The 26989-nt window shown below is 73.1% G+C and carries 17 protein-coding genes; 14 read left to right on the plus strand and 3 right to left on the minus strand.

Annotated elements, in window-relative coordinates:
* The first annotated feature begins 54 nt into the window (after positions 1–54).
* Both guaB and OG245_RS23395 read left to right on the plus strand, forming a co-directional pair.
* Entirely contained in the window at positions 55–1557 is a 1503-nt protein-coding gene (guaB, locus tag OG245_RS23390; RefSeq protein ID WP_371625407.1) for an IMP dehydrogenase, read from the plus strand.
* A gap of 116 nt (positions 1558–1673) precedes the next feature.
* Positions 1674–2798, plus strand: coding sequence for a GuaB3 family IMP dehydrogenase-related protein (locus OG245_RS23395; protein ID WP_371625408.1), 1125 nt, complete (start codon positions 1674–1676; stop codon positions 2796–2798).
* Between the two features lie 79 nt (positions 2799–2877).
* Here the strand turns inward: OG245_RS23395 and OG245_RS23400 are convergent, their stop codons facing one another.
* A complete protein-coding gene (locus tag OG245_RS23400) occupies positions 2878–3534 on the minus strand; it encodes a hypothetical protein (protein ID WP_371625409.1) in 657 nt (218 codons plus the stop codon).
* Positions 3535–3666: 132 nt separating this feature from the next.
* Complete coding sequence (locus tag OG245_RS23405; protein WP_371625410.1) at positions 3667–4929, minus strand: nucleotide sugar dehydrogenase; 1263 nt, start codon at positions 4927–4929, stop codon at positions 3667–3669.
* Positions 4930–5171: 242 nt separating this feature from the next.
* Here OG245_RS23405 and OG245_RS23410 point away from each other — a divergent pair, with 242 nt between their 5' ends.
* The 7 genes from OG245_RS23410 to OG245_RS23440 all read left to right on the plus strand — a co-directional run bounded on the left by OG245_RS23410 (position 5172) and on the right by OG245_RS23440 (position 20449).
* Complete coding sequence (locus tag OG245_RS23410; RefSeq protein WP_371625411.1) at positions 5172–6878, plus strand: glycerol-3-phosphate dehydrogenase/oxidase; 1707 nt, start codon at positions 5172–5174, stop codon at positions 6876–6878.
* A 433-nt stretch (positions 6879–7311) separates the two neighbouring features.
* Positions 7312–9453, plus strand: coding sequence for a serine/threonine-protein kinase (locus tag OG245_RS23415; RefSeq protein ID WP_371625412.1), 2142 nt, complete (start codon positions 7312–7314; stop codon positions 9451–9453).
* A gap of 280 nt (positions 9454–9733) precedes the next feature.
* Positions 9734–12814 carry a protein kinase gene (locus tag OG245_RS23420; RefSeq protein WP_371625413.1) on the plus strand — a complete coding sequence of 1027 codons (3081 nt, stop codon included), beginning with the start codon at positions 9734–9736 and terminating at the stop codon, positions 12812–12814.
* Positions 12815–13011: 197 nt separating this feature from the next.
* Positions 13012–14748, plus strand: coding sequence for a serine/threonine-protein kinase (locus tag OG245_RS23425; protein WP_371625414.1), 1737 nt, complete (start codon positions 13012–13014; stop codon positions 14746–14748).
* A 275-nt stretch (positions 14749–15023) separates the two neighbouring features.
* The gene (locus OG245_RS23430) at positions 15024–16640 is read left to right on the plus strand and encodes a succinic semialdehyde dehydrogenase (RefSeq protein ID WP_371625415.1); all 1617 of its coding nucleotides are present in this window, start codon (positions 15024–15026) and stop codon (positions 16638–16640) included.
* A gap of 60 nt (positions 16641–16700) precedes the next feature.
* Positions 16701–18596, plus strand: a complete 1896-nt coding sequence (locus tag OG245_RS23435; RefSeq protein ID WP_371625416.1) for a GMC oxidoreductase — start codon at positions 16701–16703, stop codon at positions 18594–18596.
* A 101-nt stretch (positions 18597–18697) separates the two neighbouring features.
* Positions 18698–20449 (plus strand): peptidase, encoded by a 1752-nt coding sequence (locus OG245_RS23440; RefSeq protein ID WP_371625417.1) that lies wholly within the window; start codon positions 18698–18700, stop codon positions 20447–20449.
* Between the two features lie 452 nt (positions 20450–20901).
* Here OG245_RS23440 and OG245_RS23445 read toward each other — a convergent pair whose 3' ends face one another.
* A complete protein-coding gene (locus OG245_RS23445) occupies positions 20902–21219 on the minus strand; it encodes a chorismate mutase (protein ID WP_371625418.1) in 318 nt (105 codons plus the stop codon).
* A gap of 378 nt (positions 21220–21597) precedes the next feature.
* Here OG245_RS23445 and guaA point away from each other — a divergent pair, with 378 nt between their 5' ends.
* The 5 genes from guaA to OG245_RS23470 all read left to right on the plus strand — a co-directional run bounded on the left by guaA (position 21598) and on the right by OG245_RS23470 (position 26986).
* Entirely contained in the window at positions 21598–23184 is a 1587-nt protein-coding gene (gene guaA / locus OG245_RS23450) for a glutamine-hydrolyzing GMP synthase (RefSeq protein ID WP_371625419.1), read from the plus strand.
* Positions 23185–23310: 126 nt separating this feature from the next.
* Positions 23311–23919, plus strand: a complete 609-nt coding sequence (locus tag OG245_RS23455; protein WP_371625420.1) for a Uma2 family endonuclease — start codon at positions 23311–23313, stop codon at positions 23917–23919.
* 46 nt (positions 23920–23965) lie between these two features.
* Entirely contained in the window at positions 23966–24721 is a 756-nt protein-coding gene (locus OG245_RS23460; RefSeq protein ID WP_371625421.1) for a cyclopropane-fatty-acyl-phospholipid synthase family protein, read from the plus strand.
* Positions 24722–24815: 94 nt separating this feature from the next.
* Positions 24816–25604, plus strand: a complete 789-nt coding sequence (locus tag OG245_RS23465; RefSeq protein ID WP_371625422.1) for a class II aldolase/adducin family protein — start codon at positions 24816–24818, stop codon at positions 25602–25604.
* A gap of 113 nt (positions 25605–25717) precedes the next feature.
* Positions 25718–26986, plus strand: a complete 1269-nt coding sequence (locus tag OG245_RS23470; RefSeq protein WP_371625423.1) for a hypothetical protein — start codon at positions 25718–25720, stop codon at positions 26984–26986.
* Positions 26987–26989: the final 3 nt, after the last annotated feature.

Below are 26989 nucleotides of genomic sequence, written 5' to 3' on the forward strand. Positions count from 1 at the left end.
GGAGCCCGTTAGCATGGACATCCGCACCGATCAAGGCCATTTGGGGAAGGTGTCATGACTGCAAACGTCGACGGAGTGCCCGAGAAGTTCGCGACGCTCGGGCTGACCTACGACGACGTGCTGCTGTTGCCCGGCGCGTCCGAGGTCCTGCCCAACGCGGTGGACACGTCCACGCTCATCTCGCGCAACGTCCGGGTGAACATCCCCCTGCTCTCCGCCGCCATGGACAAGGTGACCGAGTCCCGCATGGCGATCGCCATGGCCCGTCAGGGCGGCGTCGGCGTGCTGCACCGCAATCTCTCGATCGAGGACCAGGTCAACCAGGTCGACCTGGTCAAGCGGTCCGAGTCGGGCATGGTCACCGACCCGATCACCGTGCACCCCGACGCCACGCTCGGCGAGGCGGACGCGCTCTGCGCGAAGTTCCGCATCAGCGGCGTGCCGGTCACCGACGCCGCGGGCAAGCTGCTGGGCATCGTCACCAACCGCGACATGGCCTTCGAGTCGGACCGCTCCCGCCAGGTGCGCGAGGTCATGACGCCGATGCCGCTCGTCACCGGGCGGGTCGGGATCTCCGGCGTCGAGGCCATGGAGCTGCTGCGCCGCCACAAGATCGAGAAGCTGCCGCTGGTCGACGAGGCGGGCATCCTCAAGGGCCTCATCACGGTCAAGGACTTCAAGAAGGCCGAGCAGTACCCGAACGCCGCCAAGGACGCCGAAGGCCGTCTGCTGGTCGGCGCGGCCGTCGGGGCCAGCCCCGAGGCGCTGGAGCGCGCGCAGGCGCTCGCGTCCGCCGGGGTCGACTTCCTGATCGTCGACACCTCGCACGGACACAACAGCAACGCCCTCGCCTGGATGGCGAAGATCAAGTCGAGCGTCGGCGTCGACGTCATCGGCGGCAACGTCGCCACCCGCGACGGCGCACAGGCCCTGATCGACGCCGGAGTCGACGGCGTGAAGGTCGGCGTCGGCCCGGGCTCGATCTGTACGACCCGCGTGGTCGCCGGTATCGGCGTCCCGCAGGTCACCGCGATCTACGAGGCCGCGCTCGCCGCTCGTGCCGCGGGTGTCCCCGTGATCGGCGACGGCGGCCTCCAGTACAGCGGCGACATCGGCAAGGCGCTGGCCGCCGGCGCCGACAGCGTGATGCTGGGCAGCCTCCTCGCGGGCTGCGAGGAGTCCCCGGGCGAGCTGATGTTCATCAACGGCAAGCAGTTCAAGTCCTACCGCGGCATGGGCTCGCTGGGCGCGATGCAGTCCCGGGGCCAGGGCCGGTCCTACTCCAAGGACCGCTACTTCCAGGCCGAGGTGTCCTCCGACGACAAGCTCGTCCCCGAGGGCATCGAGGGCCAGGTGCCCTACCGCGGCCCGCTGGCCAACGTCCTCCACCAGCTCGTCGGCGGTCTCCGCCAGACCATGGGCTACGTCGGCGCCGCGTCCGTCGACCAGATGGAGAGCAAGGGCCGGTTCGTCCGGATCACCTCGGCGGGCCTCAAGGAGAGCCACCCGCACGACATCCAGATGACGGTGGAAGCGCCGAACTACAGCAGGAAGTAACGCGGGAAGTAACGCATCACCGCAGGTGAGGGGCGGACCGGAGTTCCCGGTACCGCCCCTCACGTGTGCGTCGGGGATACTGGTCAGCGCAGACGTAGAGGGAAAGGCCACACATCGTGACTGAGATCGAGATCGGGCGCGGCAAGCGCGGCCGCCGGGCTTACGCATTCGACGACATCGCCGTCGTTCCGAGCCGCCGCACCCGGGACCCGAAGGAGGTCTCGATCGCCTGGCAGATCGACGCCTACCGCTTCGAGCTGCCGTTCCTGGCCGCTCCCATGGACTCCGTGGTCTCCCCGCAGCACGCCATCCGCATCGGTGAGCTGGGCGGCCTGGGCGTGCTGAACCTGGAAGGCCTGTGGACCCGGCACGCCGACCCGCAGCCGCTGCTGGACGAGATCGCCGAGATGCCGGTCGAGTCCGCGACCCGCCGGCTCCAGGAGATCTACTCCGCCCCCATCCAGGAGGAGCTGATCGGGCAGCGCATCAAGGAGGTGCGCGACGCGGGCGTCGTCACCGCCGCCGCGCTCTCCCCGCAGCGCACCGCCCAGTTCTCCAAGGCGGTCGTCGACGCGGGCGTCGACATCTTCGTCATCCGCGGTACGACGGTCTCCGCCGAGCACGTGTCGGGCGCGGCCGAGCCGCTGAACCTGAAGCAGTTCATCTACGAGCTGGACGTCCCGGTCATCGTCGGCGGCTGCGCCACCTACACCGCCGCCCTGCACCTGATGCGGACCGGCGCGGCCGGTGTCCTCGTCGGCTTCGGCGGCGGCGCGGCGCACACCACGCGCAACGTCTTCGGCATCCAGGTCCCGATGGCCACCGCCGTCGCGGACGTCGCCGGGGCCCGCCGCGACTACATGGACGAGTCCGGCGGCCGGTACGTGCACGTCATCGCCGACGGCGGCGTCGGCTGGTCCGGCGACCTGCCGAAGGCCGTCGCCTGCGGTGCGGACGCCGTGATGATGGGCTCCCCGCTGGCCCGCGCCACGGACGCGCCGGGCCGCGGCCGCCACTGGGGCATGGAGGCCGTCCACGAGGACGTGCCGCGCGGCAAGCTGGTCGACCTCGGTTCGGTCGGGACGACGGAGGAGGTCCTCACCGGTCCTTCGCACACCCCGGACGGCTCGATGAACATCTTCGGCGCCCTGCGCCGCGCGATGGCCACCACCGGCTACAGCGACCTCAAGGAGTTCCAGCGCGTCGAGGTGACGGTGGCGGACTCGCAGCACCGCCGCTGATCTCCCGCACGCACGCGGAGGGGCCCGGACCGTCGTCGGTCCGGGCCCCTCCGCGTGCGTGCGCGCGTTCCGCTGGGTGTCAGCCGGCCTTCTTGGCGCCACCGACGGCGGCGACCGCGCCGAGTGCGAGGAAGAGGTAGGTCATGAAGTCGGCCTCCTGGGACCAGGCTTCCGTCACGGTGCCGAAGTGGTCGCCGACGACCTCGGAGAAGGGGATCTGCGCCAGGTCGGAGAGGACCATCGAGATGCCGACGAGCTGCCCGAGGTAGACGGCGCCGATCGAGAAGACGGCCGCGGCGCCGATGACCGCCGGGTTGGAGCCGCCGACCTTGCTCGACGCGAAGCCGACCAGGAAGCCGACGCCGACCGCCGCGTAGCCGACCTCGCGCTCGATGGAGCCCGCGATCACGCCGTACAGGATGCCCGCGACGACGGCCGCGCCCAGGGCGACCAGCACGCCGAGCAGGATGTTGTTGCGGGCCGGCGGCGCCGGGGCGAAGGGCGCGCCGCCGCCGAACGGGGCGCTCTGGCCGGGCTGCTGGCCCGCGAACGGGTTGCCGGTCGAGGCCGGGGGCTGGCCGTACGGGTTGCCCGTCGGGGCCGTCGGGGGCTGCTGGCCGTACGGGTTGCCGGTCGGGGCGGCGGGGGTGGGCTGGCCGGCGTACGGGTTGCCGTCGACGGGCTGACCGCCGTAGGGCTGCTGGGGCTGGTTCGGCGGCTGCACGGGCTGACTCACGGTGGGGCTCCCCCTGGGATGACTGCGCACGAGTGTGCTGATGCGCACATCTGTGCGCGTTGTGACGCCGCAGGGTAGCAGTACGCACCGGATCCGGTCACCGGTAATCCTTTTCGGCCTTCCGCACCGTCCTCAGAGCCGGTGCGCGGCCCCCGCCGGAGTGGCTCCCCGGGTGTCCAGGAGCAGTTGGGCCTTGACCGCGAGGCCCTGGAGGTCGTAGGTGCGGTGCTGCTGGAGCAGTACGGTCAGGTCGGCCGCGGCCGCCGCCTCGTACAGCGAGTCGGCGCGCGGGACGGGGCGTTCGCGCACCCGCCAGTCCAGGACGTGCGGGTCGTGGAAGCCGATCTGGGCGCCCATGTCCATCAGCCGGGTGGCGATCTCGCGGGCGGGGGCGGCCTCCTGGTCGGCGCTGTCCGGCTTGTAGGTGACGCCGAGCAGCAGCACGCGCGCGCCCCGGACGGACTTGCCGTGCTCGTTCAGCAGGGTGGCGCAGCGCTGGATGACGTAGCTGGGCATCCGGTCGTTGATCTCCTGCGCCAGCGAGACCATCCGCAGCGGGTTTCCGGGGGAGCGGGGGCTGTGGGGCAGGCAGCCCGGGTCCACCGGGGCGCCGTGCCCGCCGACGCCGGGCCCCGGCCGGAAGGGCTGGAAGCCGAACGGCTTGGTCTCGGCGCACCGGATGACGTCCCAGAAGTCGACGCCGAGGTCGTGGCAGAGCACCGCCATCTCGTTGACCAGCGCGATGTTGACGTGCCGGAAGTTGGTCTCCAGCACCTTCGTCATCTCCGCCTCGCGCGGGCCCCGGGCCCGGACGACCTTGTCGGTGAGCCGTCCGTAGAAGGCGGCGGCCGACTCGGTGCAGGCGGGGGTGAGGCCGCCGATGACCTTGGGTGTGTTGGCCAGGGTGTGGGTGCGGTTGCCGGGGTCGAGCCGGCTCGGCGAGCAGGCGAGGTGGAAGTCCCGTCCGGCGACGAGCCCGGAGCCCTCCTCCAGCAGGGGGCGCAGGACGTTCTCCGTGGTGCCGGGCGGCACGGCGGACTCCAGCAGCACGGTGGTGTGCGGGCGCAGCCGGGCCGCCAGCGCGCGGGCGGCGTCGCGGAGCGCGGTGAGGTCGGTCCCCCCGTCGGGGCCGAGCGGGGTGGGGGAGCAGATCACGGCGGTACGGACCCGGCCCAGCTCGGCGGCGTCGGTGGTGGGCCGGAAGCCGCCGGAGAGCATGCGGCGGATCTCGGACGCGGTGAGGGTGCCCTCGACGGGGCTGCGCCCGGCTCTGAGCTCCGCGTAGGGGCGTGGGTCGGGGTCGTAGCCGACGGTGTCGATCCCGGCGGTCACGGCGGCCCGGGCGAGGGGCAGGCCGAGGTGACCGAGTCCGATGACGGCGAGGTCTGCGGGCATACAGGAAGACCCCCTAAGTGCGGAGAGCGAAGATCGCAACTGCTGTGGACAGCGCAATGTCAGACTAGGCGTAAATATGACCTATATGTCGCATTGTGCGGCTCCGGTCGCCCGGGTGTTGTCCACAGGCGGTGGCTGAACTCGGGGAGCGCGGACAGAATCGAGGGGTGGACACGGGCGACCGGCCCCGCGGCCGGTTCGCACTCCCGTGTCCGACCACCCCGATCCACCGGGAGGCAGCAGTGAGGACAGCGACACTGGGACCCGCCGAGCGCACCGCCGCGCTCGCCGCCATGGCCGAGCGCGAACTGGACGTGCTGGTCGTGGGGGCGGGCGTGGTCGGCGCGGGCACGGCGCTGGACGCCGCCACCAGAGGCCTCTCGACCGGCCTGGTCGAGGCGCGCGACTGGGCGTCCGGCACATCGAGCAGGTCGAGCAAGCTGATCCACGGCGGCCTGCGCTATCTGGAGATGCTCGACTTCGCCCTGGTCCGGGAGGCGCTCAAGGAGCGAGGACTCCTCCTGGAACGGCTGGCCCCGCATCTGGTGAAGCCCGTGCCCTTCCTCTACCCCTTGCAGCACAAGGGGTGGGAGCGGCTCTACGCCGGCTCCGGCGTCGCGCTGTACGACGCGATGTCGGTCTCCTCGGGCCACGGCCGGGGCCTCCCCGTCCACCGCCACCTCTCCCGCAAGCACGCCCTGCGGGTCGCCCCCGCGCTGAAGAAGGACGCCCTGGTCGGCGCCCTCCAGTACTACGACGCCCAGATGGACGACGCCCGCTTCGTCACCGAGCTGGTGCGCACCGCGGCGTCCTACGGGGCCCACGTGGCGAACGCGGCCCGGGTGACCGGCTTCCTCCGTGAGGGCGAGCGGGTCGTGGGCGCGCTGGTCAGCGACGTCGAGGGCGGTGCGGAGTACGAGATCCGGGCCAAGCAGGTGGTCAACGCGACCGGCGTGTGGACCGACGACACCCAGGGCCTCATCGGCGAGCGCGGGCAGTTCCACGTCCGGGCCTCCAAGGGCATCCACCTGGTCGTCCCCAAGGACCGCATCCACTCCTCCACCGGCCTCATCCTGCGTACCGAGAAGTCCGTCCTCTTCGTCATCCCCTGGGGCCGGCACTGGATCATCGGCACCACGGACACCGACTGGGACCTGGACAAGGCGCACCCGGCCGCCTCCAGCGCCGATATCGACTACCTCCTCCAGCACGTCAACTCCGTCCTGAACACCCCGCTGACCAGGGACGACGTCCAGGGCGTCTATGCCGGACTGCGACCGCTGCTGGCCGGCGAGTCGGATGCCACCAGCAAGCTGTCGCGCGAGCACACGGTGGCCCACCCCGCCCCCGGCCTGGTCGTCGTGGCGGGCGGCAAGTACACGACGTACCGGGTCATGGCCAAGGACGCGGTGGACGAGGCGGTGCACGGACTCGACCAGCGGGTCGCCGCCTGCGTCACCGAGGACACCCCGCTCCTGGGGGCCGAGGGATACAAGGCCCTGTGGAACGCGCGGGCCCGGATCGCGGCCCGGACCGGCCTCCATGTCGCCCGGGTGGAGCATCTGCTCAACCGGTACGGCTCAATGACGGAGGAAGTTCTGGAACTGGTCCTCGCCGACCCCACCCTCGGCGAGGCCCTGCCCGCCGCCGACGACTATCTGCGCGCCGAGATCGTCTACGCGGCCTCCCACGAGGGCGCCCGCCACCTGGACGACGTGCTGACCCGCCGCACCCGGATCTCCATCGAGACCTTCGACCGGGGCACCCGCAGCGCCCGGCTCTGCGCGGAGCTGATGGCGCCGGTGCTGGGCTGGGACGAGGAACGGATCGACCGGGAGGTCCAGCACTACGAGAAGCGGGTGGAGGCGGAGCGCGAATCGCAGCGGCAGCCCGACGACCTCACGGCGGACGCGGCCCGGCTCGGCGCACCGGACATTGTGCCGATCTAGGACACGTCCTCCCGCGGTCCGCGCGTCCCTGTGCCGCGGTCACCGCCCGCCTTCACCGGGCCAGTTGGGGGCCGCGGGCCCGGTGGAGCCGCGGCGGTGGCCCGGACCGGCCTGGACGGGGAGCCCGGGTTGGTAGCAGGCTGTGGGGGCTTCCCTCTTCGGGCCCAGGGCCCGTCGTCAAGCTGCCGTCCGCCGGGCGACGCATGGCACGCACGCTCGCGGCGTTGCCGAAATGGCCAAGTAGCTCCGCTACGAGACCATTCCGGCGCCTTGCGATCGTACGCACCATGCGTCGCCCGGCCGCCCTCCGGGCGACGACGGCAGCCTGACGACAGGCCCTGGCGCGCCGGACCCCGGACCCGGCACCAGGACCGGTCCCGGGGTGAGGGACAATGAACGCTCTGCCAGGGCGGGTTGATCGCAGAGGGGACGCATGTCGGAGGCGGAGCAGGCACGGGAGCCCCAACGGGACAAGAACGGTCGTCTCCTCGCGGGGCGCTACCGGCTCGGTGAGGTGCTCGGCCGAGGCGGCATGGGTACGGTCTGGCGCGCCGAGGACGAGACGCTCGGCCGCACGGTCGCGGTCAAGGAACTGCGGTTCCCCTCGGCGATCGACGAGGACGAGAAGCGCCGGCTGATCACGCGCACCCTGCGTGAGGCCAAGGCGATCGCACGGATCCGCAACAACAGCGCGGTGACCGTCTACGACGTGGTCGACGAGGACGACCGCCCGTGGATCGTCATGGAGCTGATCGAGGGCAAGTCGCTCGCCGAGGCGATCCGCGAGGACGGCACGCTCACACCGAGGCGGGCCGCCGAGGTCGGGCTCGCCATCCTCGACGTGCTGCGCTCGGCGCACCGCGAGGGCATCCTGCACCGCGACGTGAAGCCGTCCAACGTGCTGATCTCCGAGGACGGGCGCGTCGTGCTCACCGACTTCGGCATCGCCCAGGTCGAGGGCGACCCGTCGGTCACCTCCACCGGGATGCTCGTCGGCGCCCCCTCGTACATCTCGCCGGAACGGGCCCGCGGTCACAAGCCGGGCCCGCCCGCGGACCTGTGGTCGCTCGGCGGACTGCTGTACGCGAGCGTCGAGGGCTGTCCGCCGTACGACAAGGGCTCGGCCATCGCCACCCTCACGGCCGTGATGACCGAACCGCTCGACCCGCCGAAGAACGCCGGTCCGCTCACCGACGTCATCTACGGGCTGCTCGCCCGGGACCCCGACCAGCGCCTCGACGACGCCGGGGCAAGGGCATTGCTCAACGACGTCATCAACGCCCCCGACGCCCCCGCGCCGGCCCCCGCGGACTCCACCCGGATCATGGCGCTGCCGCCGACGCCCGCCGCCGACCCCCTCGTCAAGCGGACGCCGAAGCAGCCCAAGGCGCCGAAGCCGCCGAAGCAGTCCACCGGCTCTGGCGAGTCCGGCGAGGGCGCCCGCGACCGGCTGCGCGGAGCCCTGCGCTCCGTGCGCAACGCGAAGACCCCTGCGGCGGCGGCGGGTGCCGCGGCGGGCGTGGCCGCGGCGTCGGCGAGCTCTCCGGCCGCCGCTGCCGGCGGCTCGCCCGCCGCCCCGCCCAAGCCGCCGTCGCCGCCCGGGACCCCGACCCCCGCTTCCGGTGCGAAGTCCCGAGCGGGCGCCGCGTCCGCCCCGGCGACGGCGAAGGGAGCCGCCTCGGCCCCCGCCGGAGCCCCGGAGTCCGCGGCGGCGAGTGCTTCCGTCCCCGGGCAGCGACCGCCGTCCTCGATCGCGTCCACGCGCGCCTCGATCACCGACGTGGTGCCCCGCCGCACCCTCGCGATCATCGCGGCCGTCGTGGCGCTGGCCGTTCTCGGCACGGTCCTCGCGCTCACTCTCGGCGGCGACGACGCGGACAAGGGCGGCAAGGGCGACACGGCCGCCTCGGCCGGAGCCGCGTCCGGCGGCGCCGACGACAAGGGCGGCGACACCGGCGGCGGTTCGGCCGGCGAGAAGGGCGGCGGCCAGAAGGAGGGCCAGGGCACGGACGACGGCCGCGCCACCGAGGACCCGCCCGCCGACGACGCGGACGACGCCGACGACTCCGGTTCCGGCGATTCCGAGGACGACGGGGCGGACCCGGGCGACGCACTGCCCGCCGGGTACGAGGAGGTCACCGACACCCGGTTCCACTTCACCATGGCGATGCCCGAGGGCTTCCGGCGCACCGCCATCGCGGGCAGCAACTCCGGCGGCATCTACAACGCCGAGCGGAGCAGTTTCCCCCGCGTCCAGGTCGACTTCAACAGCTCGCCCAAGAACGACGCGGCGGCCGCCTGGCGCGGGGCGGTCGGAAGCGTCAAGGTCCTCAGCGACGGCTACCAGCACGGCAGCATAAAGAAGGTCGAGTACAACGGCTATCCGACCGTCGCGGACTGGACGTTCGAACGCAACCACAACGGCGTCCGGGTCAAGGTGCTCAACCGGGGCTTCAAGGTGGACGCCAAGCGCGGCTACTCGATCATGATCAGCTGCAAGGTGGACGAGTGGGGGGACGACGAGTGCCGGACGCTGCGCGAAACGGCGTTCTCCACGTTCACGCCCACGGGCTGACCTTCCGGCACCAGCCCACGGGCCGGCCGCCGGGCGCCTCCCCGGACCGGCTCTCCGGCAGGCCCGCGGGCCGGTCGGGCGCCCGGAACGGGCCGATGGGAAACGTTTGTGCAGGCCGGGTTGGCGCGACCCGGCCCGTCGACTTGCGTTGCCACGTATCGTAGGAGGCCGGAGACCGTAAGCAGCCGGAACGGCGGGCCAATTGGCCACCGAACGACCGTGACCGACGGATACGTGCATCTCCGATGGCCGGGGGAAGAGCGCGCTCTGGGGAGGCGTCGTGGACGACTATGCGGGTCGGGTGCTTGCCGACCGCTACCGCCTTCCGCTGCCCCCGTCCGACGGGTACGAACTGGCGGAGACCCGGGCGTTCGACACCTACAGCGGACAGGAAGTCCTGGTCCGCCAGGTGCCGTTGCCGGAGATCGTGGACGCGGAGGTCCTCGACGCCGACGGGTACCCCTCGGCGTCCGGACGCGCCACCGGGCGCGCGGTACGCCGCAGCACGGACCCCGCGGTCCGGAGGGCGATCGAGGCCGCGCAGGCCGCCGCACAGGTGCCCGACCACCCCCGGCTCGACCAGGTCTTCGACGTGTTCGCCGAAGCGGGCTCGCTGTGGATAGTGAGCGAGCTCGTCCCCGCCCGTCCGCTCGCCGCCCTGCTCGCCGAACGCCCCCTCAACCCCTACCGGGCGGCCGAGATCGGCTCCGACGTGCTCACCGCCCTGCGGGTGCTGCACGCCCACGGCTGGACCCACCGCAACATCACCGTGCGCACGGTCCTGGTGTGCGACGACGGCCGCGTCATGCTCACCGGTCTCGCGGCGGGCGCCGCCGAGGAGGCGCTCTGCGGGTACGCCCCCGGACCGGTGCCCGACACCGATCCGGTGGCCGGCCCCACGACGTACGGCATCCCGGCCGGCGAGCCCGCACCGCCGGGTGAGCCGGACGGCGCCTACGCGCTCCCGCCGGCCAGGGGCGAGACGGAGTACGCGCCGGTCGGGGGCTACGGGCCCGTCGACGACGGCGAGGGCTCCGCGGACGTCGAGGAGTACGCGGAGTACGCGGAAGCGGACGTCCAGGAGTACGCCGATGACGACGGCGACGTCCGTTCGGACCGGGCGCACCGGGCGGACCAGGGGTTTTCCGTTCCGTCGCTGCCGCGGGGATACGCACCGCGCCGGCCCGACGACCGTGATGACGAGCGACCCGACGACGGGTATGACGATCAGCACGACGACCGGTACGACCTGCCGCCGGGCGGCCCGGAAGCCGCGCCCTTCGCGTCGCCCGCCGGGCAGGAGATCGTCCCCCGCCCCGCCGCCCCCGCCGTCCCGTACACCGCCGTGCCGCCCCCCGCCGAGCCCGGAGCCGCGAGCGCCGCCCAGCTGCGGGCCGCGCGCGCCGGAGCCATCGCCGCCTACCGGGCGGGCGCACGGGCCGCCGCCCGGGTCACCGAGGACCGGCACCAGACCGACCGCGCACCGGCCGACCTCACGAAGTCGCCGCCGGAAGGGCGCGCGCCCGCCCCGGGCACCGGCGGCATCACCGGAGCCGACGCGGACGCCGACACCGGCATCCTCCCGCCCCAGCGCCCGGCTCCCGGTGCCCCGGCCCCGGGAGCCCCCACGCCCCCCGGGCTGACCTCGCCCTGGGGCATCCCCGCCGAGGACCCCTACGACGACGAGGACGAGGACGACGAGGACGGCCCCCGCACGCCCGGCCGCCGCGTCCACCTCGCCGGGACCTGGGACGACGGGCCCGGTGCGCGACCCGTCTCCGCGGGCGGCTCCGGCGAGGACGCGTTGCGCGCCGACTCCCGGCGGCCCGGAGCGTCGGCCCCGTCCCCGGGACAGCTCGCCCGCACCGCGCCGTCCCGGGACGGGCGGACCGCCCCCCGGGCCTGGGAGGAGGCCGTCGCGGGCGGCGACGAGCCCGCCGTCTACCGGGGCCCCGCCACCCCGCTCGCCGCCGAACGAGCCCGCCAGGCACGGATCGCCGTCGTCGGAGCCGTCACCGAGCGCTGGGCCCCCGAGCAGGCGGGCCCGGTCCACGACAACTGGCAGCTCGCGCCGCCCATCGGCCCCTCCACCGACCTGTGGGCGCTCGGCGCTCTGCTCTACCGCGCCGTCCAGGGCCACGCCCCCTACCCCGAGGAGAACGCGGCCGAGCTCGTCCAGATGGTGTGCGGGGAGCCGCCCGCCTTCGCGGAGGAGTGCGGTCCGCTCCGGCCCGTCGTCGAGTCGCTGCTGCGCCAGGACCCCACGGAGCGGCCCGACTTCGAGGAGCTGCGCGGCTGGCTGCGCTCGCTGGTGCGCTCCGCGCCGGAGCCGGAGGCGGGCGCCGACGTCGTGCCGCTGCCCGCGCCCGACGCCACCAGGCTCCCCGTCGTACGCCGCCGGGGCGAGCTGGTCCGCCGGCGCCGGGGCCGTTTCGGCGGCGGCTCGGCGCAGGGCAGGCACCGCCAGGGGAAGCGTCAGCAACCGCCGAAGCAGCGCGGTGGCGGCGACCGGCGGGACCTTCAGGAGTCGCTGCTGCCGCCCGACCGTTCCGTGGGGATGCCCGTGGAGACCTGGGAGGAGGAGCGCCCGGCCCGCGCCCCCCGTGCGCCCAAGGGGCCCCGGGTGCTGCGGGAACCGCCGCGCCGGGGCGAGGAGCCCTCCTCCCCGCGCAGGCTCGGCCGGCTGCTGCTCGTCCTCATCCTGCTGCTGATGGCCGCCGCCGTCGTGTACGCCGTGATGTTCATGCCGAAGCAGGAACCGGGCAAGGACGGCGGAGCGCCGACGTCGCCCGCCGGTTCCGCCGCGCCGCCCGCCGCCTCGGGGGAGCCCGGTCCTTCCGCCTCGGCGGACGGGTCCGCCGATGATCCCGGCTCCCAGCAGCCGCAGACCAGCCGGTCGGCCGTCGCGCTCGCCCCCGGCTACGCGCTCCGCAAGGACGCGGAGGGCTTCGAGGTCGGCGTACCGAAGGACTGGCAGCGCAGCCCCGCCAACGCGGACCGGCAGATCCGCTACGGCAGCGACGGGTTCACCCTGCTCGTCGTGCCCGGCCGGGACACCGTCAAGGCGGGAGGCGGCGATCCGCTGGACTACCAGCGGGACAAGGAGCCCGAGCTCCAGCCGTTCCGGGACTCCAGCTGGTCCTCCTCGTCCGGCCTGCGCCGCGTCGATGTCGGGCGACAGGCCATGGCCGAGGGGCAGTTCACCTGGCAGGAGAGCGGCGGGCGCGAGGTGTACGTCCGTAATCTCGCCATGATCGTCGAGGGCAGGTACCACGTCATCCAGGTCATCGGGCCCGAGAGCGACCGGGACAAGGTCACCGAGATCTACGAGCAGGCCATCGCCTCGTACCGGGTCACCTGACCGCCGGTCACACCCGGCCGCGCGCACGTGGCTGTCCGTGATCCGACACCTGACCGCACGTCATCGCCACCGCTCCGCCAGGGGCGTTGTGCGGTGCCGACAACCATCACAGTGCGGTCTCGTGGGCGATCCCCGGTTCCGCCTCCCCGCCCTGCCTCCGTAATCTGGCCATTCGAGGAACGGGGCGGGGACATCACGTGGATCGATCACAGAGCACGGAAGCCGGACTGGTGCTGGCGGGACGCTACCGGCTGGGCGACGTCCTCGGCCGGGGCGGCATGGGCAAGGTCTGGCGCGCCCACGACGAGGTGCTGCACCGCACGGTCGCCGTCAAGGAGTTGACCGCCGGGCTGTACGTCGCCGAGGCCGACCGGCTCGTCCTGCACGCCAGGACGCAGAAGGAGGCGCGGGCGGCGGCGCGCATCACGCACCCCGGCGTCGTCACCGTCCACGACGTGATCGAGTACGACCACCGTCCCTGGATCGTCATGCAGTACGTCGACGGGCCCTCACTCGCCGACTCCGCCAAGGAGAGCGGCGAGGTCGCCCCGCGCGAGGCGGCCCGGATCGGGCTGCACGTGCTGAGCGCCCTGCGCGCCGCGCACGCGGCCGGGGTGCTGCACCGTGACGTCAAGCCCGGCAACGTCCTGCTGGCCCGCGACGGGCAGGTGCTGCTGACCGACTTCGGCATCGCCGCGATCGAGGGCGACTCCACCATCACCCGTACCGGCGAACTGGTCGGCTCCATCGACTACCTGGCCCCGGAACGGGTACGCGGGGGCGACCCCGGACCGGCCTCCGATCTCTGGTCCCTGGGCGCGACGCTGTACACGGCGGTCGAGGGGACCTCGCCGTTCCGCCGTACTTCCCCGATCTCCACCATGCAGGCCGTCGTCACCGAGGAGCCGCCCGCCCCGGTCAACGCCGGTCCGCTCGGCGCCGTGATCACCGCGCTGCTCCGCAAGGACCCGGACGACCGGCCCACGGCGGCCCAGACCGAGCAGATGCTGCTGGACGCGATGGACGGCCGCGAACCCCGCGCCGCCCAGGCGCACGTGCCGACCCAGCGCCTCCCCGAGGACGCCCGGTACGGCTACCAGGACGCGAGCGGCCCCGGCGGCCCGGACGGAGCCGACGGTTCCGACGGCGCCACCGCCCGGCTGCCCGGCGCGGCCTCCTCCGCGACGGCGCCCCCCGCCCCGGGCCCGGACACCACAGCCCCGGTCACCGGCCCCGCCTCCGCCCCGGTGACCCGGCGCACCGGCTCCCGCCGGCGCACGGTGCTCGTCGTGGTCGTCGCCGCCGCCGTCCTGGGGGGCGCGGCCGGGCTGTTCGCGATGAAGTACGGGGAGGGCCCGGACGCCCCCGGCACCACGGGCGGCGGCACGGTCGCCGCCGGCACGCCGTCCCCGGGGCGGACCTCCTCGGAGCAGACCTCCCCGGATCCGGCCGTCTCCTCGAAGGGGATACCGGAGATACCCGACGGCTGGCACCGGGTCGACGATCCGGCGGGGTTCAGCCTGGTGGTGCCGGTGGACTGGACCCGGCAGGTCCAGGACGGCCAGATCGACTACACGCCGGACGGCGGGGCCCACCGGATCCGCATCAGCGTCGACCCGGACCCGGACTTCGACCATCCGTATCTGCACATGGAGAACATGGAGGAGCAGCTCTCCGAGCGGCTGCCGGGCTACCAGCGGATCGGGATGGAGAAGAACACCTTCCGCGACCGGCCGGGCGCCCGCTGGGAGTTCACCTGGAACGAGACCAAGGACCACCCGGGACCCCGGCACGGCATCGACCAGATGTACTACGGCGGTCCCGGCGGCCCGGAGTACGCGCTGTATCTGACCGCCCCGCAGGAGGGCTGGGAGGCCAGCCGCGAGAAGTTCGACATCATGCTGCGCAGCTGGAGCGCCCCGAAGCCGCAGTGAGCCCCCCCCAAGACGCAGGGCCTCCGGAGACGCGGCGAAGGACGGCGACGCGATCTTCACCGGGGCGAGGTCACCGAGGGGCTGAAGATTCGCGCCTCCTGAGTGCCGAGGGTAGGCCGCCGAGGGTCGGCCGGTCGCATAGCCACTGATCAGCGGTTATGTCGCCAGCGATCACTGGCTGGTTCGAGGAGGGGGTCCGGCAGGGGTGGCGGGTCCTGTGAAAAACTGTTACCCACGGGTACCCAAAGGCTCCGGCTGGACATACTCTCGGCCTCATGACGGACTCGCAGGCCCCTGACGCCCCTCTCGGTACGAACCCCGTGGCGGCCGTGCCCGCCGGTGTGCGTACCGCCGCCGACGTGGTCACCCCCGAGGTGATCGCCCAGCTGACCCGCGGTGTCGTCGGGTCGGGCCGCACGGCCAACCACACCCCCTTCACCGGGGAGAAGCTGGCCGACCTGCCCGAGTCCACCCCCGAGGACGTCGCCACCGCCTTCGACCGGGCCCGCGCCGCCCAGACCGTCTGGGCCGCCGCCCCCGTCCGGCAGCGGGCCGCCGTCCTGCTGCGCTTCCACGACCTCGTGCTCAACCGCCAGTCCGAGGTCCTCGACCTCATCCAGCTGGAGACCGGCAAGGCCCGCCTGCACGCCCACGAGGAGGTGCTGGCCGTCGCCGTCGCCGCCCGCCACTACGGGCGCAAGGCCGTCTCCTACCTCAAGCCCCGCCGCCACACCGGCGTCGTCCCGACGCTCACCAAGGTCACCGAACTGCGCCAGCCGCGCGGCGTCGTCGGCCAGATCGCCCCTTGGAACTACCCGCTCGAACTCTCCGTGGGCGACGCGCTGCCCGCGTTCGTCTCCGGCAACGCCGTCGTGATGAAGCCCGACACGGAGACCGCGCTCACCGCCCTGTGGGCCCGCGACCTGCTGATCGAGGCCGGACTGCCCGCCGAGGTCTTCCAGGTCGTCCTCGGGGAGGGACCCGTCGTCGGCCCCGAGGTCGTCAGCCGCGCCGACTACGTCTCCTTCACCGGCTCCACCCGCACCGGCCGCGAGGTCGCGGTCGGCGCCGCGTCCCGGCTGGTCGGCGTCTCCCTGGAGCTCGGCGGCAAGAACGCCATGCTCGTGCTGGAGGACGCCGACGTCGAGAAGGCCGCCGCCGGAGCCGTCCGCGCCTGCTTCTCCTCGGCCGGACAGCTCTGCATCTCCATCGAGCGGCTGTACGTCCACGAGTCGATCGCCGACGACTTCGTGGAGCGCTTCGCCACCCGGACGAAGGCCATGCGGCTCGGCAGCGCCCTCGCGTACGGGGCCGACATGGGCTCCCTCGTCGGCGAACGCCAGCTGGAGACCGTGACGCAGCACGTCGACGAGGCCGTCGAGAAGGGCGCGAAGCTCATCGCCGGCGGCGTCGCGCGCCCCGACATCGGCCCGCTGTTCTACGAGCCGACCATCCTCGACGGGGTGGAGGCGCCGATGACCGTCTGCTCCGAGGAGACCTTCGGGCCGGTCGTCTCGATCTACCGCTTCAGCGACGAGGACGAGGTGATCGCGCTGGCCAACGCCACCCCGTACGGCCTCAACTCCAGCGTCTGGACCACCGACTCCCGGCGCGGCCACCGGGTCGCCGCCCGGCTGCGCACCGGCACCGTCAACATCAACGAGGGGTACGCCCCCGCCTACGGCAGCGTCCAGTCCCCGATGGGCGGCATGAAGGAGTCCGGCCTCGGCCGACGGCACGGCTCCGAGGGCATCCTCAAGTACACCGAGGCCCAGACCGTCGCCCAGCAGCGGCTGATCCCGCTCGCGCCCTCCTTCGGGATGGACGACGAGAAGTACGCCGCGTTCATGACCCGCAGCCTCAGGGCGATGAAGGCGTTCCGGCTGCGCTGACCGCCCGGGGGCCGCGGCGAGGTCCGCCCTTTTCGTACCGATCCCGTTCCGAGGAGTGCCATGTCCCAGGACAGCCCTGCCCAGAAACAGGCCGCGAGCCCTGCCCCGGTGAGCCGGGTCCCGGCCGAGGACGACGCCGCGTACGACTACGACGTCCTGGTCGTCGGATCGGGCTTCGGGGGAGCGGTGTCGGCGCTCCGGCTGACCGAGAAGGGATACCGGGTCGGGGTCCTGGAGGCGGGCCGCCGCTTCACCCCCGGCACCCTCCCCAAGACCTCCTGGGACCTGAGGAACTACCTCTGGGCCCCCGCGCTGGGCCTCTTCGGCATCCAGCGCGTCCACCTCCTCGGCAACGTCATGGTGCTCGCCGGGGCCGGGGTCGGCGGCGGATCGCTCAACTACGCCAACACGCTGTACGTGCCGCCCGCCCCGTTCTTCGAGGACCGCCAGTGGGCCTCGATCACCGACTGGCAGGACGAGCTGAAGCCGTACTACGACCAAGCCCGCCGCATGCTCGGGGTCCGCCTCAACCCGACCATGACCCCCTCCGACGTCCACCTCAAGGCCGCCGCCGAGGCCATGGGCGTCGGCGACACCTTCCACCTGGCCCCGGTCGGCGTCTTCTTCGGCGACGGCAAGGACGCCGACGGCACCGCGAAGGCCCGGCCCGGCGGCACCGTCCCCGACCCGTACTTCGGCGGCGCGGGCCCCGCACGCAAGGCGTGCACCGAGTGCGGAGAGTGCATGACGGGCTGCCGCCACGGCGCCAAGAACACCCTCAACGAGAACTACCTCCACCTCGCCGAGAAGGCCGGAGCGGTCATCCACCCGATGACGTCCGTCGTCGCGGTCACCGACGACCCCGAGGGCGGCTACCGGGTCCTCACCGTCCCCACCGACCGCCGCCGCCGGGCGAAGCCCACGAAGCTGCGCGCCCGCAAGGTCGTCGTCGCCGCCGGCACGTACGGCACCCAGACCCTGCTGCACACCATGAAGGACCGGGGCCTGCTGCCCCGGCTCTCCGCGAGGCTCGGCGAGCTGACCCGCACCAACTCCGAGGCACTGGTCGGCTCCCAGACCAGCGACCGCCGCTACCGCAAGAAGCACGGCACCGCGAAGGCCGACTTCTCGCAGGGCGTCGCGATCACCTCCTCGATCCACCCCGACGGCAACACCCACATCGAGCCCGTCCGCTACGGCAAGGGCTCCAACGCCATGGGCGCGATGTCGATCCTCCAGGTCCCCTACGGGGCCCACCGGGTCCGCGGCTGGCTCGCCAACATGGTCAAGCACCCGACCCTCGCCGCCCGGTCGCTCTCCAACCACCACTGGTCGGAACGCACCATCATCGGCCTGGTCATGCAGTCGCTGGACAACTCCCTGACGACGTACCGCAAAGCGGGCGGCGTCGGCAAGGGCCTGCTCACCGCCCGCCAGGGCCACGGCGCCCCCAACCCGACCCAGATTCCCGAGGCCACCCGCAGCGCCACTCTGCTGGCCGAGGAGATCAACGGCTTCGCCGGCTCCAACGTCGGCGAGCTGATGGGCACCCCGCTCACCGCCCACTTCCTCGGCGGCTGCCCGATCGGCGCGAGCGCCGACGAAGGCGTCATCGACCCGTACCACCGCCTCTACGGCCACCCCGGCATCAGCGTCGTCGACGGCTCCGCGGTCTCCGCCAACCTCGGCGTCAACCCCTCGCTGACCATCACCGCCCAGGCCGAACGCGCGATGTCCTTCTGGCCCAACAAGGGCGAGGCGGACCCTCGCCCGGAACAGGGCGAGTCCTACGAGCGGCTCACGCCCGTGGAGCCGCTCGCGCCGGCCGTGCCGAAGGAGGCGTTCGGCGCGCTGAAGCTGCCGTTCCTGGGCCTCCCCGTGGTGCCGCCGAAGGGGACGGCGGAGGCCGGGGCGGGCATCGAGGGCGTCGGGAACACCCCCGTACCCAATCCGTGATCTTCCTCCGGGCAACTCTTCGGTGAGCTGCGCGGTCGAACCCGTACCGCGGTGACCGTCACAGCGGTCACACAGCTTCCGCCGAGTCCCCGAGGTCCCCGATGACACCCTTCTCCCCGAGGTCAGCGCTGCGCCGTGCGGCGGTCTCCCTCGCCGCCGGCGGCCTGCTGGCCGCGGCCCCGCTCGCCGGGGCGGCCGCTCCGGCGGCGGCCGCGGACCTCCCGGTGTTCGCCCTCGGCGGCCCCGCCGGGACGGGGCTGAACCCGTACCCGGAGAGCGGCGAGCCGCGGCACTCCACGGTCGGGATCACCGTCGGCAACCCGAGCCAGGACGAGGAGAACGGCGGCTACGCGGGCGACTTCACGCTCACCTTCGACCTCAGCGGCATCGACGGCGTCGCCGACGTGGCGTTCGACGGCGAGTCCGGCGGCGCGGACTGCGAGGTCACCGGCGCGAAGGCGGTCTGCGAGGACCGGGGCATCCGGCCGGGCGGCCGGCCCGTCGCCGACCTCCTGGTCACCGCCGCCGAGGGCAGCGAGGACGGGGCCACGGGCACGATCAGGGTGACCGGTGAGGCGGAGGGCGCGACCTTCACCCCGTTCACCACCCGGCTCACGGTCGGCGGCACCGACCTGGTCATGGAGCGGCTCCCCTTCGACCAGGAGCTGGACCCGGGCGACGAGCAGCAGGCCCCGATCACCTTCACCAACCGGGGCAGCCGGGACGCCGACGGCGTGCTGCTCACCCTCATGTACACCCGCGGCCTCGATATTCCGCAGCGCTACGCCAACTGCGAGTACACCGTGGACGGCCCGGACGTCCCGGGCATCGGCTGGACCACGGCCCTCTGCTCCGTCGAGGGCGCCTTCGAGGCGGGCGGGACGTACACCCTGGCGACGCCGCTGACCATCGAGGCCACCACCCGCGCCTACGACGACACCTTCGTCTACCGCATCCACGAGGACGGCGCCGCCCAGCGCACCGCCCTGCGTGCGGGCGCCCCCTTCGCGCGGGGCGCGGGCCCCGTGCTGAGGGCGGTCCCGGCGAGGGCCTCCCAGCAGGGCGCGACCGCCCGGGGCGGCGACCTCAATCCGGAGGACAACCAGCAGGAGGCCGACTTCCGTACGAAGAACACGGCCGACTTCGCGGCGTACGGCGACGAGGCGTCCGGAGCCGCCGGGACCACGGTGAGGGCCGACATCGGCTTCCGCAACGAGGGCCCGGCCTGGATCGGCCACCTCCGTTCCGGCGAGCCCGTCGCCACCGTCGACTTCACCGTCCCGCAGGGCGCGTCGGTCACCGCGAAGCCGGACCGCTGCCGTGCGGTGACCGCGGACGGGAAGTACCGCGAGGACCAGAGGAGCCCCGCGCCGCGCTATGTCTGCGACACCTCGATGACCGTGTGGGACGGGGCCGACCTCGGGCTGTCCTTCGAGCTGCGGATCGACAGGGCCCTGATCGGCGCGAGCGGCGAGGTGACCGTCCGCGGCACCTGGCCGCAGAACCCGGCGCTGCCGTTCGACCCGAAGCCGTCCGACAACACCGCGTTCCTCGTCCTGAACGGCGAGGGCGGCGGCGACTCCGGCGGCACGACGGGCGGCGCCGGCGAACCGCCCACCCCGCCGACCTCGGCCCCGGACCCGGAGGAGAGCCCGTCCGGCACCTCCGGACCCTCGGCCTCCGCCACGTCCGGCGGCGGCTCGGCGGGGGCGGCCGGGGGCTCCGGCGGCGGAGGCGGCCTGGCCTCGACGGGATCGACCGCCCTGATCGCCTCGGGCGCGGCGGCCGCGGCGCTGGCGGCGGGCCTGGTGCTGTTCACGGCGGCGCGGCGACGGGCCGGGCGGCACGTCTGACGGGCGGCACGTCTGACGGGCGGCACGTCAGACGGGCGGAGGCCGACGGAGAACGGCAGGAGGAGAAGAGCAAGAGGAGAGCGGCGGAGGAGGGAGCCGGCCTCCGCCCGGAACATTCCGATCCGTGCATGTCTGATCAGGAACGTTCCGATGCGGCCGACCCGGGCGTCCCCGGGTCCGGCCGCATATGGGGTGACCGGGCTGCTGTCCCCTGCGGACCGGTCACTTACGCCGGGACGTGGTCCCACGACGTACCTGCAGTACGTCACACGTCCCGGCGGAGCCACGCGTGGTTTCCTACCGATGCCGCCCCTGGTTGGCACGGACATCAGGCTCAACGAAGGCACCGCGCTCCCGGTCACGCGCCGTACGGGTGAGACGGGCCCCGAACGCAGATACGGCCCCTGTCCGGCAAGCGGAGAACCGTTCCGTCCCGGGGCGCTCACCAGCTATCACACCCGGCCGCGGCACAGCTCCAGGAGCGTCATCGCCAGCGCGGTGCCCGGCTTGCCCAGCGCGTCCCTGTAGTGGCCGAGCACGGCCGTCTCCCGGGAGAGGTTGACCCGCCGGCCGCCGGAGGTGATCCGGGCCTCCTGGATCACCGCCGAGACGGCCATCCGTTCCTGGACGAGGCCGATGATCCGGTCGTCGAGGGCGTCGATGCGCTCCCGGGCGCCGCCGATCAGGGCGGCGGCCTCGTCGGTGCGGGCGCCGGTCAGCTCGGCGGGGGTGACAGCGGTGGTGCCGGTGGTGCCGGTGGTGCTGCTCATGGTGGTGACTCCCGGTGGGGTGACGGCCCCCCGGGGCGAGAAGGCCCGGACACGCGAGACGCCCCGGGCCTGCTGGCCCGGGGCGCCTGGAACGTTGCTTGTCAGTAGATCAAGCAGCACGACCATGGCAGCCGGCGGGCCGGATGCCATAGGTAAAGACGAAGGTCGTGTGCTGACGCATGGGCACAGTATGGCCCCGGCCCGGCGGCCTCCACAAAACGGGGCCCGGATCCTGAGACGCGACGCGCGGCGGTCCCGAGACGCCACGTGCACCGATCGTGAGGCGCCCGCCCCGTCCCCGGCCCGGCGGAGGGGTCGCGCACGGCCGGTAGAATCGGAAGAACCGACCCCCTTCACCACCGCCGGAAGGCCGCCCCCGTGCCAGCAGCACCCCCCGCCGCCCCCGACGCCACGGCCGACGTGGTCCTCGTCGTCGACTTCGGCGCGCAGTACGCCCAGCTCATCGCCCGCCGTGTCCGTGAGGCCCGGGTCTACAGCGAGATCGTCCCGTCCACCATGCCGGTGGCCGAGATGCTGGCGAAGAACCCGCGCGCGATCATCCTCTCCGGCGGCCCCTCGTCGGTGTACGCGGAGGGCGCGCCGTCCCTGGACCGCTCGCTCTTCGAGGCCGGGGTGCCCGTCTTCGGCATGTGCTACGGCTTCCAGCTGATGGCCACCACGCTCGGCGGCACGGTCGACGACAACGGGGCCCGTGAGTACGGCCGTACCCCGCTGCACGTCAGCAAGGCGGGCTCGACTCTCTTCGAGGGCACGCCCACCGAGCAGCCGGTGTGGATGTCGCACGGCGACGCCTGCTCGGCGGCCCCCGAGGGCTTCACCGTCACCGCGTCCACCGACGTCGTACCGGTCGCCGCCTTCGAGAACGACGAGAAGAAGCTCTACGGCGTCCAGTACCACCCGGAGGTCATGCACTCCACCCACGGCCAGCAGGTCCTGGAGCACTTCCTCTACCGCGGCGCGGGCATCGAGCCGAACTGGACCACGACCAACGTGGTCGAGGAGCAGACCGCGCTCGTCCGCGAGCAGGTCGGCGACAAGCGCGTCATCTGCGCCCTCTCCGGCGGTGTGGACTCCGCGGTCGCCGCGGCCCTCGTCCAGAAGGCCATCGGCTCCCAGCTCACCTGCGTGTACGTCGACCACGGTCTGATGCGCAAGGGCGAGACCGAACAGGTCGAGAAGGACTTCGTGGCCGCGACCGGCGCGAAGCTCAAGGTCGTCGACGCGAAGAAGCGCTTCCTCGACGCCCTGGCCGGGGTCTCCGACCCGGAGCAGAAGCGGAAGATCATCGGCCGCGAGTTCATCCGCGTCTTCGAGCAGGCCCAGCTGGAGATCCTCCAGGAGGACGGCCCGGAGGTCGCCTTCCTCGTCCAGGGCACGCTCTACCCGGACGTCGTCGAGTCCGGCGGCGGCACCGGCACCGCCAACATCAAGTCCCACCACAACGTCGGCGGTCTCCCCGACGACATCGAGTTCCAGCTCGTCGAGCCGCTGCGCCAGCTGTTCAAGGACGAGGTCCGCATGGTCGGCCAGGAGCTGGGCCTCCCCGAGGAGATCGTCCAGCGCCAGCCCTTCCCCGGCCCCGGCCTCGGCATCCGCATCGTCGGCGAGGTCACCGAGGAGCGCCTGGACCTGCTCCGCGAGGCCGACGCCATCGCCCGCGAGGAGCTGACGGCGGCCGGCCTGGACCGCGACATCTGGCAGTGCCCGGTGGTCCTCCTCGCCGACGTCCGCTCGGTCGGCGTCCAGGGCGACGGCCGCACCTACGGCCACCCGATCGTGCTGCGCCCGGTCTCCTCCGAGGACGCCATGACGGCCGACTGGTCGCGTCTGCCGTACGAGACGCTGGCGAAGATCTCCACCCGCATCACCAACGAGGTCGCCGACGTCAACCGCGTCGTCCTCGACGTGACGAGCAAGCCCCCGGGGACCATCGAGTGGGAGTGACCTTCCCCGCTCTCTGAGCCCCCACGTCAACGCCGGTGCCGTCGCTCATTCGTTTGGGCGGCGGCATTGTCGTATCGGATGGGTACGCTGAGTGAAGAGACGAGACTTCGGCGTATGGGAGTAACTATGAGCGCCGCACCCGAGGACGGGCTTGAGCAGCAGCCGAACCGGTGGCCGGTCCCGCCGGAGGGCGGCTGGACGGCGGACGACCTCGACCGGATTCCGGGCCTCCCGCCCCACACCGAGCTGATCGACGGGAGTCTCGTCTTCATGAGTCCGCAGACCGCCTTTCACGGGCGTGCCATGCGTCTGTTCGAGAACGCGCTTCTGGACCAGGCGCCTGCTCATCTGGACGTCCTGCGCGAGATGACGATCAAACTGGACGAGAAGAACAGGCCTGAGCCGGACGTGCTCGTGTTCCCCGTCGAGGCGAACACGGGCCACCGTCAGACCTGGTTCCGGCCCGAGGACGTCGTGCTGGCCGTCGAGGTGGTATCGGACGATTCGGTGGAGCGTGATCGGGAGGTAAAGCCACGCAAGTACGCCGCTGCCGGGGTGCGGCACTTCTGGCGTGTGGAGGCGGACGACGTGGGGGTGCCGATCGTGTACGTCTACGAACTCGATCCCTCTCTGGAGGTGTACGTGCCCACCGGCATCCACCGCGACAAGCTCACCCTCACCGCTCCGTTCCCTCTGACCATCGATCTCACCGCGATCAACCGGCGCCGTCCGTAGGAAATCCCTGGCGCGGGCCTCGCCGCCCGTGCCAGGCTCCTCCACCATGTCCGCCGAAGAAGTCCGCGCCATCGTGTCCGCCGCCGGCAATGACCGCCTCACCTGGAACACCCCGCTCTCCGAGGAGCACGCGGCCCGGCTGATCGCCGCCTGCGCCCCCGCCCCCGGTTCCCGGATCGTCGACCTCGGTTCCGGCTGGGGCGAACTGCTGATGCGGCTCGTCGAGTCCGCGCCCGGGGCCAGCGGGGACGGCGTCGAGACCGACCCCGACGCCGTGGCGCGCGGGCGGAAGCTCGCCGGGCAGCGCGGGCTCGGTGACCGCGTGCGGTTCCACGAGGTGCCCGCCGCCGAGTGGGCCGGGGACGGATACGACCTCGCCGTCTCCATCGGCTCCTCGCACGCCTGGCCCGGCACGACCCGGGAGGCCCTCACCTCCCTCGCCGCCACCGTGCGCCCCGGCGGACGGGTCCTGTTCGGCGAGGGGATCTGGCTGAAGGAGCCGACCCGAGCCGCGCTGGAGGGCGTCGGCGCCGAGCCGGGCGACTTCGGGTCGCTGCTGGAGCTGATCCGGCTGGCGGAGTCCGTCGGGCTGCGCGCGCTCCAGGTCACCGTCGCCGACGAGCGCGAATGGGACCTCTTCGAGTCCGAGGGGCCGATCGGCCGCGGCCAGCGCTGGGCCCTGGAACACCCGGACCATCCCCTGCACGCCGAGGTGACGGCCGAGATCGACGCCCGCCGCACCGGCTACTACGGCGGCTACCGCTCGTACCTCACGCTCGCCTACCTGGTGCTCAGCACCTGACAGACGCCCGGGAGGCCTTGTCGCACCTCTGGCCACCTGACCCACCCGGCGGTAGCTTCCGGTCCCGAACGCCCAGGGAACCCGAGGAGCCGCCATGTCCGAGCCGGTCGCCGTGCCCGCCCCCGCCCCGATCCCCGTCGAGCAGCTCCAGTTCGCGATGCCGCCCGTGCACGCCTCGCCGGACGAGGAGCGCGCGTACCGCAGGGAGCGGCTGGCGGGCGCGCTGCGGCTGTTCGGGCAGCTCGGATACGAGGACGGGGTCTCCGGGCACATCAGCGCCCGCGATCCCGAGCTGGCGGACTGCTTCTGGGTCAACCCGTTCGGCGCGCCCTTCGCCGACATCGCCCCGCAGGACCTGATCCTCGTCAACGGCGACGGCCAGGTGCTCCGGGGCCGCTTCCACGTCAACCAGGCCGCGTTCGCCGTGCACGCCGCGGTGCACCGGGCCCGCCCCGACACCGTGGCCGTCGCGCACACCCACTCCACCCACGGGCGGGCGCTCGCCGCGCTCGGGGAGCCGATCGAGCCGATCACCCAGGAATCCTGCGCCTTCTACGAGGACCACGCGCTGTACGACGCCTACTCCGGGGTCGTCGTGGACGAGGACGAGGGGCGGCGGATCGCCGCCGCGCTCGGGCCGCACAAGGCGGTGATCCTGCGCAACCACGGGCTGCTGACCGTCGGTGACTCGGTGGACGCGGCGGCCTGGTGGTTCCTCACCATGGAGCGCGCCTGCCAGGTGCAGCTGCTGGCGCGGGCCGCCGGGAAGCCCGTGCTCATCTCGCACCGGGACGCCGTCACCACCCGCGAGCACCTCGGCGGCGACCTGGTGGCCTGGATCAACTACCAGCCCCTGTGGCAGCGGATCGCTCGAACATTCTGACGACCCCCGCCCGCGGTCCGCCCCGATGCGGGCAACGCCCGCCCGGTACGGCACAATTCGCAGATATCGCAAGTGAGTTGGCTGTACCGGGCCGGGAAAGGGCGTAATCCTCCGTGGCGTTGGACGAATCCAGGACGAGCGGCATGCACAGCGGCGGCTGTACGTGCGGCGACTGCCCGCACGGAGCCCGCCACGGACACCGGCGCGCCGTCGCCGCGTTCCTGGCCAAACGGGACGAACTGGCGGCGGGCAAGGGGCTTCCCGCCGGGGTCGCCCAGTCCGCCTCCGCTTCCCGGCAGTGGGTGTCCGACGAGCTGACCGGGTCCGCCCGAACCGTCGCCGAACGGGCCCGGGAAGCCGGTGACGCCTGGCTCCACCAGGTCTGGCGGGGGACGCTGTTCGCCGTCTGGGGGGCGGCCGGCGCCCTCCTCGTCGGCGCGAGCCTCACCGCGATCGGGGCCGGCTGGTCCACCGCCCGTACCGCCGGACTGATCGCCGCCCTCATCACCGCCGGGCTGCTCACCGCCGCCGCCCGCTTCCACCGCGCCCGGGGCGGCCTCCTCGCCCCGCTGATCGGGGAGGACAACCGGCTCTCCACCTCCCGCACGGTCGCCGGGGCCTGGGTGCTGCTCGCCGTCTTCGCCGTCCTCGTCCTCGCGCTGCAACTGGCCGGGGCCTCCGACCCGGACGAGCGGGACGCGCTGATCGAGGGGCTCGACCTCGTGCGCTCCGCCGGCGTCGTGGCCGTGCTGGCGCTCGTGTGCGCGGTCGCCGTCGTCGTGCGCCGCGTGGTGACCGTACGGGTGCTGGGCCAGCGGCTCCAGAAGCTCCGCGCGGACCGGCCGCGCGCCGCCGACCTGCTCACCGACGACTCGGGGCGCGGCTCCTTCACCGATGTGCAGTACGTGCTGGTCAGCGCCGTCGCCGTGCTGTTCGCCGCGGTCCGCCTGGCCCGCCGCCCCGAGCAGTTGCCCGACCTGCCGTGGGGGCTCGCGCTGCTGGTGGCGGTCTCGGCGGCGACCTACTTCGCCGGGAAGTACGCGGAGGGCGGCCGGCCCGTCGTACTGTCCGTCGTGCGGGCCCGCGAGGCCGGGGACCTGGACGCCCCGATCCGGACCGGCGACGACATCGAGATCCGGGGCGCCGGCTTCGTACCGCCCGGCGCGGGCACCCCCGACCGGCTGGCCCGGCTCGTCGTGCGGATCGGCACGGTCCACGTCCACGTACCGCTGATCCCGGTCGCCGGAGGCTTCGCCAACCCGACCGACACCGTCCTGACCGTGCCCGTCCCGGTCGAGGTCGAGCCGGGGACCGTGGACGTCCAGGTCGTCACCGCCGCCGGGGTGGAGACCAACCGCTGCCCGATCGACGTCACGGACTGACCC

This window comes from Streptomyces sp. NBC_01116, assembly GCF_041435495.1.
GTDB lineage: Bacteria > Actinomycetota > Actinomycetes > Streptomycetales > Streptomycetaceae > Streptomyces.